Source organism: Spirillospora sp. NPDC047279 (genome assembly GCF_040643285.1).
Classification (GTDB): Bacteria; Actinomycetota; Actinomycetes; order Streptosporangiales; family Streptosporangiaceae; genus Spirillospora.
On record NZ_JBEYUA010000015.1, the window covers coordinates 175,593 to 189,509 of the forward strand.

The 13,917-nt window shown below is 73.0% G+C and carries 13 protein-coding genes; 8 read left to right on the plus strand and 5 right to left on the minus strand.

Going from position 1 to position 13,917, the window contains the following annotated elements:
• The first annotated feature begins 268 nt into the window (after positions 1-268).
• Genes ABZ810_RS33910 through ABZ810_RS33940 form a run of 7 tightly spaced genes read left to right on the plus strand, consistent with a single transcriptional unit; the run spans position 269 to position 8,121 of the window.
• Positions 269-1,339 (plus strand): substrate-binding domain-containing protein, encoded by a 1,071-nt coding sequence (locus ABZ810_RS33910; RefSeq protein ID WP_358410231.1) that lies wholly within the window; start codon positions 269-271, stop codon positions 1,337-1,339.
• On the plus strand, positions 1,336-2,202 hold the full coding sequence (locus ABZ810_RS33915) for an ATP-binding cassette domain-containing protein (RefSeq protein WP_358410232.1): 867 nt from the start codon (positions 1,336-1,338) through the stop codon (positions 2,200-2,202). The genes ABZ810_RS33910 and ABZ810_RS33915 overlap by 4 nt, the downstream gene beginning before the upstream one ends.
• Positions 2,195-3,457 (plus strand): sugar ABC transporter permease, encoded by a 1,263-nt coding sequence (locus ABZ810_RS33920; protein ID WP_358410234.1) that lies wholly within the window; start codon positions 2,195-2,197, stop codon positions 3,455-3,457. The genes ABZ810_RS33915 and ABZ810_RS33920 overlap by 8 nt, the downstream gene beginning before the upstream one ends.
• The gene (locus ABZ810_RS33925; RefSeq protein WP_358410236.1) at positions 3,454-4,971 is read left to right on the plus strand and encodes an FGGY-family carbohydrate kinase; all 1,518 of its coding nucleotides are present in this window, start codon (positions 3,454-3,456) and stop codon (positions 4,969-4,971) included. The genes ABZ810_RS33920 and ABZ810_RS33925 overlap by 4 nt, the downstream gene beginning before the upstream one ends.
• Complete coding sequence (locus ABZ810_RS33930; RefSeq protein WP_358410238.1) at positions 4,968-6,461, plus strand: FGGY family carbohydrate kinase; 1,494 nt, start codon at positions 4,968-4,970, stop codon at positions 6,459-6,461. Before ABZ810_RS33925 ends, ABZ810_RS33930 begins: the two co-directional genes overlap by 4 nt.
• Positions 6,458-7,081 (plus strand): histidine phosphatase family protein, encoded by a 624-nt coding sequence (locus ABZ810_RS33935; RefSeq protein WP_358410240.1) that lies wholly within the window; start codon positions 6,458-6,460, stop codon positions 7,079-7,081. The genes ABZ810_RS33930 and ABZ810_RS33935 overlap by 4 nt, the downstream gene beginning before the upstream one ends.
• Complete coding sequence (locus ABZ810_RS33940; protein WP_358410241.1) at positions 7,078-8,121, plus strand: 2-hydroxyacid dehydrogenase; 1,044 nt, start codon at positions 7,078-7,080, stop codon at positions 8,119-8,121. The genes ABZ810_RS33935 and ABZ810_RS33940 overlap by 4 nt, the downstream gene beginning before the upstream one ends.
• Before the next feature lie 14 nt (positions 8,122-8,135).
• Here ABZ810_RS33940 and ABZ810_RS33945 read toward each other — a convergent pair whose 3' ends face one another.
• Positions 8,136-8,957, minus strand: coding sequence for an SAM-dependent methyltransferase (locus tag ABZ810_RS33945; protein WP_358410242.1), 822 nt, complete (start codon positions 8,955-8,957; stop codon positions 8,136-8,138).
• Positions 8,958-9,170: 213 nt separating this feature from the next.
• Between ABZ810_RS33945 and ABZ810_RS33950 the strand changes: the two genes are divergently transcribed.
• Positions 9,171-10,193, plus strand: coding sequence for a hypothetical protein (locus ABZ810_RS33950; RefSeq protein ID WP_358410243.1), 1,023 nt, complete (start codon positions 9,171-9,173; stop codon positions 10,191-10,193).
• 11 nt (positions 10,194-10,204) lie between these two features.
• Here ABZ810_RS33950 and ABZ810_RS33955 read toward each other — a convergent pair whose 3' ends face one another.
• The 4 genes from ABZ810_RS33955 to ABZ810_RS33970 form a co-directional block, all read right to left on the minus strand.
• On the minus strand, positions 10,205-11,083 hold the full coding sequence (locus tag ABZ810_RS33955; protein ID WP_358410245.1) for an SDR family oxidoreductase: 879 nt from the start codon (positions 11,081-11,083) through the stop codon (positions 10,205-10,207).
• A 46-nt stretch (positions 11,084-11,129) separates the two neighbouring features.
• Positions 11,130-12,428, minus strand: coding sequence for a cytochrome P450 (locus ABZ810_RS33960; RefSeq protein WP_358410246.1), 1,299 nt, complete (start codon positions 12,426-12,428; stop codon positions 11,130-11,132).
• Positions 12,429-12,469: 41 nt separating this feature from the next.
• Positions 12,470-13,564 carry a glutamate--cysteine ligase gene (locus ABZ810_RS33965; RefSeq protein WP_358410247.1) on the minus strand — a complete coding sequence of 365 codons (1,095 nt, stop codon included), beginning with the start codon at positions 13,562-13,564 and terminating at the stop codon, positions 12,470-12,472.
• 62 nt (positions 13,565-13,626) lie between these two features.
• A complete protein-coding gene (locus tag ABZ810_RS33970) occupies positions 13,627-13,836 on the minus strand; it encodes an HGxxPAAW family protein (RefSeq protein ID WP_358410249.1) in 210 nt (69 codons plus the stop codon).
• Positions 13,837-13,917: the final 81 nt, after the last annotated feature.

The following is a 13,917-nucleotide window of genomic DNA, read 5'->3' on the forward strand; positions in this document are numbered from 1 at the left end:
CCGTGCCCCCTGTGGTCGATGGCCGCCGATCGCGGCCGGCCGCGGCCAGGTCATGTGAAAGTGAATGTGAACATAACACAGCTCCATCCATGACTCGGGTGCCCATTGTGGTCCGGTTCGACCGAACGATCAACCCTTCGGCCTGGGTTATCACGCGTTTTGGTGTTAATTTCTCGTTCAGAGTTGACACTTCTCGCACTCATCGTGTTGTGTTCGACATCGGCTCAGCCGCCCCTCTTCACGGGCGGACACCCCCCGAGGAGACCCAGTGAAGAAGTCTCACGTCAGAGCGTTCGCCGCGACCACCGCCGCCCTGGCCGTCCTCGCCCCCCTGACGGCCTGCTCGTCCGGCGGCTCCGGCTCCGGCGGCGCCAAGGGTGCCAAGATCGCCTTCCTGATGCCGGACATCGCGTCCACCCGGTACGAGCTCTACGACGCGCCGCTCTTCAAGGCCAAGATCAAGCAGCTCTGCGCGGACTGCGAGGTGCTGTACCAGAACGCCAACGCCGACGCCGCCAAGCAGCAGCAACAGGCCAACTCGATGCTCGCCCAGGGCGTGAAGGCCATCGTCATCGACCCGGTGGACTCCGCGGCCGCCGCCTCCACCGTGCGGATGGCCCAGTCGCGCAAGGTGCCGATCATCGCCTACGACCGGCCGATCCCCGCCGCCAAGGCCGACTACTACATCTCGTTCGACAACGAGAAGATCGGAGCGATGATCGCCCAGTCGCTGGTCGACCGGCTGAAGAAGGACAACGCCAAGGGCGGCGTCCTCCAGGTCAACGGCTCGCCGACCGACGCCGCCGCCGGGCTGATCAAGAAGGGCATCCACAGCTCCGTCGACGCCAGCGGGTACAAGCTCCTGGCGGAGTACGACACCCCCGGCTGGGAGCCGGCCAAGGCCCAGGACTGGGTGAGCGGCCAGATCAGCAAGTACCGCGGGCAGATCGCGGGCGTCGTCGCGGCCAACGACGGCACCGGCGGCGGCAGCATCGCCGCGTTCAAGGCGGCGGGCCAGGAGGTGCCGCCGGTGACCGGCAACGACGCCGAGCTCGCCGCCGCGCAGCGCATCATCGCCGGCGACCAGTACAACACCATCTCCAAGCCGATCAAGATCGTCGCCGAGGCGGCCGCCAACGCCGCGTACCAGTTCGTCCAGGGGAACCCGCCCAAGGGCAACACCACGCTCTTCGAGACCCCGTCGGAGCTGTTCACGCCGACCGTGGTGACCAAGGACAACATCGCCGAGGTGCTCTTCGGGGCCAACGGCGCGCTGAAGGTCTCCGAGGTGTGCACCCCCGAGTACAAGGCCGCCTGCGACAAGCTCGGCCTCAAGTGAGCACCGCCGTGGCCGCGCCGCCGCTGCTGTCGCTGCGCGGGATCAGCAAGTCGTTCGGGGCCGTCGCCGCCCTCAGCGACGTCGACCTCGACGTCGCGGCGGGGGAGGTCGTGGCGCTGGTCGGCGACAACGGCGCGGGCAAGTCCACGCTGGTGAAGGTGCTGTCCGGCGTGCATCCGCCGGACGCGGGCACCATCACCTTCGAGTCCGCGCCCGTCGGCATCGCCAGCCCGGCCGCGGCGCAGCAGCTCGGCATCGCGACCGTCTTCCAGGACCTCGCGCTCTGCGAGAACCTCAACGTCATCGAGAACCTGTTCCTCGGCCGCGAGATGCGCGCGCTGCGGCTCGACGACGTGACGATGGAGGTGCGCTCGCGCGAGCTGCTCCGGCAGCTGTCGGCCAAGATCCCCTCGGTCCGGGCGCCGATCGCGGCCCTGTCGGGCGGGCAGCGGCAGACCGTGGCGATCGCCCGGTCGCTGCTCGGCGACCCCAAGGTCATCATCCTGGACGAGCCGACCGCCGCGCTGGGCGTGGCGCAGACCGCCGAGGTGCTCAACCTCATCGACCGGCTCCGCGAGCGCGGCCACGGCGTGATCATGATCAGTCACAACATGGCGGACGTGACGGCCGTCGCCGACCGGGTCGTGGTGCTCAGGCTCGGGCGCAACAACGGCGTGTTCGACGCCGAGACGGTGTCCGCGGAGGAGCTCGTCGCCGCCATCACGGGGGCCGGGGACAACGCGGTCACCCGCCGGGTGGCGCGCCGCCGCCGCGCCGTGCCGGAGAAGACCGTGCCCGGCGCCGTGCCGGAGAGGACCGTGCGCGAGGAGGCCGCGCGGCAGGAAGGGGCGGACGATGAGTGAGGCCGACGTGGACGTCGCGGAGATCGAGGCGCCCGCGCCCGCCGCCGCCGAGTTCGACCCCGACCGCCCCCGCGGCGTGCGCGGGACGGTCCAGGTGCTCGGCGCGCGCTTCCGGGGCGGGGACCTCGGCGTGGCCCCGGTGGTCGCCGGACTGGTGATCATCTGGACGGTGATGCAGATCCTCAACCCGATCTTCCTGTCCAGCACCAACCTGGTGAACCTCGCCATCGAGTGCGTCCCGGTCGGGATCATCGCGCTCGGCGTGATGTTCATGCTGCTGGTCGGCCAGATCGACCTGTCGGTCGGGTCGCTCAGCGGCCTCAGCGCCGCCGTGACCGCGGTGCTCTTCGTCGACCACGGCCTGTCGCCCTGGCTCGCGATCGGCGGCGCGGTCGTGCTGGCCTGCCTGATCGGCTGGCTGTACGCGCAGGTGTTCAACCGGCTGGGCGTGCCCAGCTTCGTGATCACCCTGGCCGGGCTGCTGGGCTTCCTCGGCGTGCAGTTGTGGATGCTGGGCGCCAAGGGCTCGATCAACCTGCCGTTCGACTCGGGGCTCGTCACGTTCGCGCAGCTCCAGTTCGTCCCGCCGTGGCTGGCGTACGCCCTGGTCGTCGCCGGCGCGGCGGCGCTGTTCGCCGCCGGGTACGCCCGGGCCGCGGCGCGCCGCCGGGCCGGGCTCCCGGCCACCTCCGTCCAGGCGCTGCTGCTGCGCAGCGCGGTGCTCCTGCTCGGCCTCGGCGTGGCCGTCTGGTACCTCAACCGGGACCGCGGCGTAGGCTGGATGTTCGTGCTCTTCCTCGGATTGGTGCTGGTCACGCACTACGTCCTCACGCGCACGAGCTACGGCAAGTCGCTCTACGCGGTGGGCGGCAACGTGGAGGCCGCCCGGCGCGCGGGCATCAACGTCAAGGCGATCTACGCCTCCGCCTTCATGTTGTGCACCACGCTGGCCGCCATCGGCGGCGTCCTGGCGGCGGCCCGGCTCGCGGCGGCCAACCAGAGCAGCGGCGCCGGGGACGTCAACCTCAACGCGATCGCGGCGGCGGTCATCGGCGGCACGAGCCTGTTCGGCGGCCGGGGCACCGCGTTCGCGGCGCTGCTCGGCATCGTCGTCATCCAGTCGATCTCCAGCGGGCTCACCCTGCTCAACCTCGACTCGTCCTTCCGGTTCATGGTCACCGGCGCGGTCCTGCTGCTGGCGGTGGCGCTCGACTCGGTCGCCCGCCGCTCCCGAGCCTCCAGCGGCAGGGCATGATGGCGGTCGTCTGCGTCGACGCCGGCACCACCATGATCAAGGTGGTGGGCTACGACGGCTCCGGCGCCGAGCTCACGGTGGTCCGGCAGCCGACCGAGGTGCGGCGGCCGCGGTCCGGCTGGGTCGAGCAGGACATGGACGCGGTCTGGCGGGCCGTGGTGCGCGGCGTCCGCCAGGTCGTCGAGGTGACCGGCGCGGACGTCGAGTACGTGGCGCTGACCGCGCAGGGCGACGGCAGCTGGCTGGTCGACGCGGCGGGCCGGCCGACCGGCCCGGCCATCCTGTGGAACGACGGCCGGGCGGCCCCGCTGGTGGAGCGCTGGACCGAGTCCGGCGTGCTGCGCCAGGCGTTCCGCGTCAACGGGTCGCTGGCGTTCGCGGGCGTGCCCAACGCCATCCTCACCTGGCTGCGGGAGCACGATCCGGACCGGGTGGAACGTTCGGCGGCCACGCTCACCTGCGGCGGCTGGATCTTCTCCTGCCTCACCGGGGTGGTGGCGGCCGACGGCTCCGACGCCTCGGTCCCGTTCATGGACATCCGAGACCGGAGCTACTCGCCCGAGCTGCTGAGGCTGTACGGGATGGACTGGGCGCGGCGGCTGCTGCCCGAGCTGCTCCCCGACGACCGGCGGGCCGCCGGGCTGGCGCCGGGCGCGGCGGACGAGCTGGGACTGGCCGCCGGCACGCCGGTGGTGATGGCGCCGTACGACGTCGCCGCGACCGCGATCGGCGTCGGCAGCGTGGAGGTCGGCCAGTCGTGCGTCATCCTGGGCACCACGCTGTGCACGGAGACGGTCGTCGACGCGGCCGACCTGGACGGCGAGCCGTCCGGCCTGACGGTGGCGATGGGCCTGCCGGGCCGCTACCTGAGGGCGTTCCCGACGCTGGCCGGCGGGCAGGTGATCGACTGGGCGTGCCGCCTGCTCGGCTTCGGCGACGACCCTGGCGGCCTGTCCGAGCTGGCCGCGGCCGCGCCGGCGGGCGCGAACGGGCTGGTGTTCCTGCCCTACCTGTCCCCGGCCGGGGAACGTGCGCCGTTCCTCGACCCGCGGGCGCGCGGGGCCTTCCACGGCCTCACCGTCGACCACGACCGCGCCGACCTGGCCCGCGCCGTGCTCGAGGGCCTGAGCCTGGTGGTGCGCGACTGCCTGGCCGCCGCCGGGACCACCCCGACCGAGCTGCGGGTGAGCGGCGGCGGGTCGGCCAGCCCGCAGTGGCTGGGGCTGATGGCCGACGTCACCGGGGTGCCCGTCGTGCGCACCGCCGACGCCGAGCCCGGCGCGCGCGGCGCGTTCATCACGGGCCTGCTCGCCACCGGCCGTGCCGCCACGGCGGGCGAGGCCGTCGCGGCGCACGTCCGCGTCGGCGACGGGTACGAGCCCGACCCGGGCCGTGCCGCCTTCTACGGCCGTCTCTACCGGACCTTCCTGGAGGTCCGCGAGGCCGCCGCCGCGACCTGGCCGATCCTCGCGGCGGCACGAGAACCGAACCGAACGGACGGGGGTGACGCGTGACCCGGCGACGTGACCGGGCGGACGACGTGTGGGTGGGGGTGGACCTCGGGACCCAGAGCGTCCGCGCCCTCGCCGTGACCGCCACCGGCGAGGTCGCCGGGACCGGCACCCGGCGGCTGGCCGGCCGGCGCGACGGTCCCCGCCACGAGCAGGATCCGGAGGAGTGGTGGGAGGCCGTCGGCAGTGCCTGCCGGGCGGCGCTCCGCGACGTCCCGGCCGGGGCGGTGCGCGCGGTCGCGGTCGACGGCACGTCCGGCACGGTCCTGCTGACCGACGACGGCGGGCGTCCCCTGACACCGGGGCTGATGTACGACGACACCCGGGCCGCAGGCCAGGTCGCGCGGGCCGACAAGGCCGGGGCGGAGATCTGGGGACGCCTCGGTTACCGGCGCATGCAGCCCGCCTGGGCCCTGCCCAAGGTGCTGTGGCTCCTGGAGAACGTGCCCGGCGCCGCGGACGCGCGGGCCGTCCACCAGGCCGACTTCGTCAACCGCCGGCTCACCGGCCACGCCGTGGCCACCGACCTCAGCAACGCGCTCAAGACCGGCGCCGACCTCATCGCCGAGGACTGGCCGGAGGACGTCTTCGCCGAGCTGGGAGTGCCCGCCGGGCTCCTCCCGCCCTTGGAACGTTCCGGAACACCTCTCGGCGCCGTGTGCGCCGAGGCGGCGGTGGCGACCGGCCTGCCCGAGGGCACACCGGTCATCGCGGGCTGCACCGACGGCTGCGCCTCCCAGCTCGGGACCGGCCGCCTCACACCGGGCTCGTGGAACTCCGTCCTGGGCACCACCCTCGTCCTCAAGGGGGTCACCACCGAGCTCCTCCAGGACCCGCTGGGCGTCGTCTACTCGCACAAGGCGCCCGACGGCGGCTGGCTCCCCGGCGGCGCGTCCAGCACCGGCGCGGGCATCATCAGCCGCGACTTCCCCGGACGCGACCTCGCCGCGCTGGACGACCTGGCCCGCGACCACGAACCGGCGCGCGCCGTCACCTACCCGCTGGTGTCGTCCGGCGAGCGGTTCCCGTTCGTCGCGCCGGACGCGCGCGGCTTCGTCCTCGGCGAGACCGGGGACGAGGGGGACCGGTTCGCCTCGGTGCTGCAGGGCATCGCCTACGTCGAGCGGCTCTGCTTCGACTACCTGGACCTGCTGGGCGCGCCGGTCGGCGGCGACCTCACGCTGACCGGCGGATCGGCCAGGAGCGCCTACTGGTGCCAGCTGCGGGCCGACGTCCTCGGACGGCCGGTGCTGCTGCCCGAGCAGGCCGAACCGGCCCTGGGAGCGGCCGTGCTGGCCGCCGCCGCGTCCACCGGCGGGCGGCTCGCCGAAACCGCCGCCGCGATGGTGCGCCTCCGCGAGACGATCGAGCCCCGCCCCACCCACACCGCCCGCTTCGACGACGGCTACCTCGCCCTGATCGGGGAGCTGGAGCGGCGCGGCTGGCTGCCGCCGGTGGCCGCCGCGCACGCACGGGAAAGGACGTCACGATGACCCGACTGGTTCTGGTACGCCACGGCGAGACCACGTGGCATGCGGAGAACCGCTACGCGGGGGTCACCGACGTTCCGCTCACCCCGCGGGGCCTGGAGCAGGCGGCGCAGCTCGCCGACTGGGCCCGGACGGCCGATCTGGCCGCCGTGTGGTCGTCGGACCTGACACGGGCCCGGCTGACCGCCGAGCCCTGCGCCGAGGCGGCCGGGCTCGCGCCGCGGATCGACGAGCGGCTGCGCGAGCTGGACTTCGGCCGCGCCGAGGGCCTCACCCGGGCGGAGATGCGCACCCGGTTCCCCGAGGCGCTCCAGGCGTTCCACGACGACCCGGTGAACGGGCACCTGCCCGGGGGAGAGGACCCGGCGGCGGCCGCCGCGCGCTTCACCGCGTGCCTGGGCGACATCGTGGACGGCCATCCCGGCGACCGGGTCCTCGTCGTCGCGCACACCACCGCCATCCGGCTCGCCCTCTGCACGCTGCTCGGCCTGCCGCTCTCCGCCTACCGGCGGCTGTTCCCCGCCGTCCGCAACTGCGCCCTCACCGAGGTCCGCGTCGAGGGCGGCGAGGTCGCCCTCCTGGCGTTCAACACACCCATCGAAGCCCTGGAGCTGCCGCAATGACCGTCCGCATCCTGGCCGCCGGCGACCACTTCGTCCTCAACCGGCTGCTGATCGAGGCGATCCGCGCCGAGGCGCCCGGGGCGGACCTGTCCTTCGCCGAGCTCACCCTGCCCTGGCCGGTGGAGCCGTTCGGGCGGGTCGCCGAGGTCGACGAGGCGTCCGGCACCGAGCGGCAGCTGATCGGGGCGCTGGAGGGCGCCGAGATCTGCGTGACCCAGATGGCGCCGCTCACCCGCACGATCCTGGAGGCGTCCCCGGACCTGCGGCTCTTCGGGATCAGCCGGGGCGGCCCGGTCAACGCCAACCTGGAGGCCGCCGCCGAGCACGGCGTCGCGGTCTGCAAGGCGCCGGGCCGGAACGCGGGCGCCACCGCCGAGCACACCCTCGGCATGATCATGGCCGCCGCGCGGCGCATCCCGCAGACCCACGGCGACCTCACGGCGGGCGTGTGGCGCGGCGACTACTACCGCTACGAGGAGGTCGGCCCCGAGATCGGCGGCAGCACGGTCGGCCTCGTCGGCTGCGGCGCGGTCGGCCTCCGCGTCGCACGCATGCTGCACGTGCTCGGCGCCCGCGTCCTGGTGCACGACCCGTACGCCGGCGACCTCGGCGGCGTCGCCGAGCTGGTCTCCCTCGGCGACCTCCTGGCACAGGCCCAGATCATCTCGCTGCACGCCCGGGTGACGCCCGAGACCACCGGCATGATCGGCGCCGCCCAGATCGCCGCGATGCCGCCCGGCGGCATCGTCGTCAACTGCGCCCGGGGCGCGCTCCTGGACTACGACGCGGTCTGCGACGCGCTCGACTCCGGCCACCTGTACGGCGCCGCGTTCGACGTGTTCCCCGAGGAGCCCATCCCGTCCGGCTCACGCCTGCTGACCACGCCCAACATCACGCTGACCCCGCATCTGGCGGGCGCCAGCAAGCAGACCGCCGCCAACGCCGCGCGCATCATCGCCGGAGAGGTCGGCCGCTACCTGCGCGGCGAGCCGCTGCTGCACAGCGCCAACGGCCTGGAAAAACCCTTTGTGCGCGACTGACCCGCGGGGCTCCGTCAGAGTTTGCGGCCGACGGCGCCGAAGGCGTCGACTTCGGCGGGCTCGCCCCAGGGGGTGGCCTCGGGGCGCCAGCGGGAGACCGAGACGACGCCGGGGTCCAGGATCTCCATGCCGTCGAAGAAGCGGGTGATCTGGTCGGGGGTGCGCAGGGTCAGGGGCGCGTTGCCGGACTGGTTCCAGACCTCGACGATCTGGTCGGAGGCCTCCTTGTGGACGGTGTTGGTGCCGTCGTAGAGGGTGAGGAAGCTGCCCGGGCACAGCCGGCTCTTGAGCCGCTCGACGATGTCGTAGGCCTCGTCGTCGTCGGTGATGAACTCCACGATGCCCATCAGGAAGAGCGCGATGGGCCGGTCGAAGTCGAGGAGGTCCGCGGCCTTGTCCATGATCGACGCGGGGTCGCGGAGGTCGGCGTCGATGTAGGAGGTCGCGCCCTCGGGAGTGCTGGTCAGCAGGGCGCGCGCGTGCACCAGCACGAGCGGGTCGTTGTCGACGTAGACGACCTTGGAGTCCGGGGCGATGCTCTGCGCGACCTCATGGGTGTTGTCGACGGTGGGGAGGCCGGTGCCGATGTCCAGGAACTGCCGGACGCCCAGGTCGGCGGTCAGGTGGCGGACGGCGCGGCTGAGGAACGCGCGGGACGCGCGGGCGAGCGTGGCGACGTCCGGGAGCATCTCCAGGATCTGGTCGCCGACCTCGCGGTCGACCGGGTAGTTGTCCTTGCCGCCCAGCCAGTAGTTCCAGATCCGGGCGACGTGCGAGACGCTGGTGTCGATCCCTTCGTGCGCGGGTTCGTCCGAGGCGCGGGAAGTGTCAGACATCGGGGACCTCCAACAAGAGAAACGTTGTCATTCGCAGAGCGTCGTCCGATGAAGGCGGGGAACCCGGCGCGCACCCCCATCGCAAGCCCAAGGCTAAGGCTGACCCGCCGGTAATCGAGGCAGGGCTCCCCAAACCGTTACATAGTCCCCGGGGGATCGGCGCTCAAGAGAGTCGCAACCGTTCGGCATCCTTCCGGTGGAAGACTGCGACCCATGCCGAATCGCAGTTATCTGACCGAATTCGCGGGCTTGGAGGTCGTCGACTTCCCGTCCGCGTCGCGGCCCGCCGGCGAGCGGTTCGCCGCGGCGAAGGCCGATCCCGCCGCGTTCGCGTGGCGGTTGCGGCTGGAGGCCTGGGACGGCGAGGAGGCCTTCGGCGACCATCTCGCACGGTTCATCGGCGAGGTCGACACCCGGGCCGTGACCGCGCTGGTCATCGGTGACTGCTGGAACGCCGGCCTGGCCAACGACACCCCCGACGGCGTGCGCGACCTGCTGGTCGCGCGGGCCGCCTCGTTCCCCGCGCTGAGGGCGCTGTTCTTCGGCGAGGTCGTCGTGCGGGAGACCCGCCTCATCTCCTGGATCCCGCAGGCCGACGTCTCGGCGCTGCTCGCGGTCTTCCCCCGGCTGGCCGAGTTCGCGGTCCGCGGGGCCGACGCGATGACGCTGAAGGTCGGCGGCGAGCGCACGGCGTTCCGGCTCGCCTGGAACGTGCCGCGGCACGCGGGACTGCGCCGCCTGACGTTCCAGACGCACCGGCTGGACCCGGAGGTGGTGCGCGGCGTCCTCGGCTCCGCCCTGCCGAACCTGGAACGCCTGGAGCTCTTCCTCGGCGACGGCGCCGCGCCCGAGGACCTGGCGCCGCTGCTGGCGGGCGCCTTCCCCGCCCTGAGCCACCTCGGCCTGCGCAACGCGGGGGACACCGACGCCCTGGTCGCCGCGCTGTCCGGCGCCCCCGTCACCGCCGGGCTCGCCTCCCTCGACCTGTCCCTGGGCACCCTGACCGACAAGGGCGCCCAGATGATCCTGGACACCCCCGCCTTCCACGGCCTGGGCCGGCTCGACCTGCACCACCACTACATGTCGGAGGGGATGACCGGACGGCTTCGGGACGGGCTCACCGCCGCCGGCGTCCAGGTGGACGCCGGCGACCGCCGGGAGGCCGAGGTCTGGGACGACGACGAGGACGACGAGGAGTGGGAGCCGGAGGAGCTCGAACCGGCGATCACCGAGTGAGCGCCGGCGGCTCAGAGCCTCTCGTTGTTGGCCGCGCCGCCCGCGCCCACCAGGTCGTTGTCGCCGCCCGCCGCGAGCCACCGCGCCTCGTGCCTGGCCATGACCTTGCGGGCGTGCCGCGTGATGACCGCCGGGACGAGGCCGCGCGCGGCCTGCATGGCCGGGATCCAGGCCTGGCCGTAGACGTGCGGGCGGCGGGCGGCCATGCCGTCGACGAGCCGTTCGACCGTGGGGGCGAGCGGGTAGGTGCGGTTGGCGGGGAACGGGAGACCGGCCCGCATGACCCGCAGCGCCTCGTTCTCGTCGGCGCCGCGCACCATGTCGGTGTCGGTCCAGCTCAGGTAGCCGACGCCGACGCCCACGCCGTGGTGGACGGTCTCGGCGCGCAGCGAGTGGGCGAACGCCTCCACGCCCGCCTTGCTCGCCGCGTACGCGGCCATCATCGGCGAGGCGCAGATCGCGGCCAGGGAGGCGATCTGGAAGAAGTAGCCCTTGCTCTCCCGCAGCGCGGGCAGGAACGCGCGGGCCGTGGCGACGCTGCCGAGCAGGTTGACCTCGATGACCCGGTTGAACGTGCGCGGGTCGGAGTGCTCCACCGGGCCGCCGGTCGCGATGCCGGCGTTGGCCACCACCACGTCGACGCGCCCGTAGTGCTCCACGATCTCCGCCGCGACCCGGGCCAGCGCCGCGTCGTCGGTGACGTCGACCTCCCACCAGCGCGCGTCCGGCCCGCAGCCGGCGGCGGCCGCCTCGAGCTCGCCCGGTTCGAGGCCGAGCAGCGCGACCCGCGCGCCGCGCTCCGCCGTCCGCTGGGCGAAGAGCGCGCCGAGCCCGCGCGCCGCTCCGGTGACGACGATGACCTTGCCCGCGATGGACTTCGACTTCCGCATGGGCAGCAGGGTAGGGCACGGCCCTACTCGCGAGTAACCCGCCCCGTCAGGTCTCGCAGGGAAGGTGCTTGATCCCGTTGATGAGGGTGGAGAGCAGCCGGTCGGGTTCGCCGGTGGACCGCAGGCCGGGCAGGCGCGTGTAGAGCTCGCGGAACATCACGCCGATCTCCCTGCGCGCCAGGTGGGCGCCCAGGCAGAAGTGCGGGCCAGGGCCGCCGAAGCCGAGGTGCGGGTTGGGGGAGCGGGTGATGTCGAAGGCGTCGGGATCGGTGAAGACGTCGGCGTCGCGGTTGGCGGAGTTGTAGTAGAGGACGACCTTGTCGCCCTCGCGGAAGTGGTGCCCGTTCATCTCGTGGTCGCGGGTCAGGGTCCGGCGGAACGCGATGACGGGCGTGGCGTAGCGGATGATCTCCTCGACGGCGCCGTCGACGCGGCCGTCGAAGTCCTCCAGCAGCAGGGCGCGCTGCTCCGGGTGGGCGGTGAGCAGGTGCAGGCCGTGCGCCAGCGCGTTGCGGGTGGTCTCGCTGCCGGCGACCAGGAGGAGGATGAAGAACGAGCCCAGCTCCTGGTCGGTGAGGTGCTCGCCGTCGACGTTGGCGTTGACCAGCCGGGTGGTGAGGTCGTCGCGGGGATGCGCGCGGCGCTCCTTGGCGAGGTTCATCGCCAGCGAGTGCAGGGCCCGCCCCGTGCGCAGGTAGCGGACGGCGACGTTGCCGCCGAGCAGGAAGCGGCGGACGAACGGCTTGTGCTCGATGCCGTCGATGTCGATGCCGAGGTACTCGGAGTCGAACCCGCCGAGGATCAGGTTGGCGCGGCGGATGACGAAGGCGCGCCGTTCGGCGGGGACCCCCATCATGTCGCAGATGATCTGTACGGGCAGGCGCGCGGCGACCTCGGTGACGAAGTCGCCGCCGCCGCGCGCGGCGAGCTCGTCCACGATCTGCTCGGCCTGCGTCTCCACGTCGCGCATGGTGGTCGCGAGCATCTTCGGGGTGAACGCGCGGGAGACGATGCGGCGCAGCCGGGCGTGCCGCGGGTCGTCCATGTTGATGAGCGAGCCGAAGTAGCGGCCCATCCGTCCCGGCATGTCGGCGATCGACGTGGTGTTGGGCTCGCTGCTGAAGATCTCGGGATTGCGGCTCGCCTCGACGACGTCCGCGTGCCGCACCAGGCCGTAGAAGCCGCGGCCCTTCGGGATGAACGCCATCGGCGGCTCGTCGAAGAACCGCGGCCGGTCCATCTCGCGGAGCCGCCGGAACGCCGCGTCCCGTTCGTGCGGGGGCAGTTTCCAGAACTGCAGGTCGCCGAGCTGTGGGCCGGGGGGAGCGTGCGGCGAGGACGTCATGGGGCGGTCCCTGGGGTGGGGGTCACCAGCTGACTAGAACGTTATTCGGTCTCGTCGCCCGGTGCAATGAGCGCGGCGTGGTCGACCACGTCGGTCAGGCGCTCGCGGCGGCGGAACGCGGCCCGCTGCCGGTCGGCGCCGGTGCCGGTGGTCAGGAGCCGCCGCATCCCCGCGGTGACCTGGTCGAGGTCGCCGTTGTCGCGCAGCGCGTCGCGGACGTGGGCGACCAGGTCGGCGGCGAGCCTGCGGTGCGGGACCGGCCGGCCGGTGAACGTGTCGATGCCCGTGCCGGACAGGCCGTCGCGCGCCGCCAGCCAGTAGGCGGCCCGCAGGATCTCGGGCGGGGGATCGGGCGCCGGGGCGTCACCGGTCAGGGACACCTGGACCAGGGCCCGGATCAGCGCGGCGAAGAGCACGGCGTCGTCGGCGGTCAGCGCCACGTCGCCGAGCCTGATCTCGACGGTCGGGAACCGGAACGACGGGCGCACGTCCCAGAACAACGTCGCCGGGTCCATCAGGGCCCCGCAGCCGAGCAGGCTCTCGACGGTGTCCTCGAAGTGCGCGAGCGACCGGAAGTACGGCGGAGGGCCGGCCACCGGCCAGCGCGCCCACGACATCACCCGCCAGCAGGCGTGGCCGGTGTCGCGGCCCGACAGGTAGGGCGAGTTGGCCGCCAGCGCGAGCAGGGTCGGCAGCCAGGGCCGCAGATGGTTGCTCACCTCGAGCGCCACCGCCCGGTCGGCGATGCCGACGTGGACGTGGCAGGAGCAGATGCTCATCTCGTCGTCGAGCGCCCGGTAGTGCGCCAGGCTGTCGGCGTAACGCGGGCCGGCGCTGATCGGGGGCGGGACCGTGTCGCCCAGGACGGGGGTGCCGGTCGCGGCGAGGAGCAGGCCCTCGGCGGCGGCCGCGGCGGCCATCGACCCGCGCATCGCGCGGATCTGCTCGTCGAGCTTGGTCAGATCGTCGCAGGGGGACGTCTTCGCCTCGGCGAGGGAGGCGATCAGCTCGGTCGAGGCGCGGTCGCCCAGATCGGCCGAGGCGCGGCGCACCACCGCCGGGGCGCGGGGAACGATCCGCCGCGACACCGGGTCGACGACGAAATACTCCTCTTCGACGCCGAATCTGAGGGCCATCCCACCACCTCTGCTCCGGGCGGCCACGCCATATCGACGTTACGTGGTGGGGCGCCGCTTCGCTACGAGTGCGGCTCGTCGACGACCACGTCGGTCATGATGTCGACCGCCCAGGCCACGACGCCGCCCAGGAGGGTGATCGCGGCTCCGCCCCAGAACAGGGGCCAGTGCGGGCCGATGACCAGTGCCCAGCCGCCGACGGCGAAACCGATGAAGATGATCGTCACCGCGACCCAGGACTTCGGGCGCCCCGCGTGGCTGCCACTGGACATGCGTGTACCTCATACCTTGTACGTTGAAAGGGGATCTCCGCCGGTCCCGCCGCGGAGAACCCTAGCAACGGCCCTCGTCCG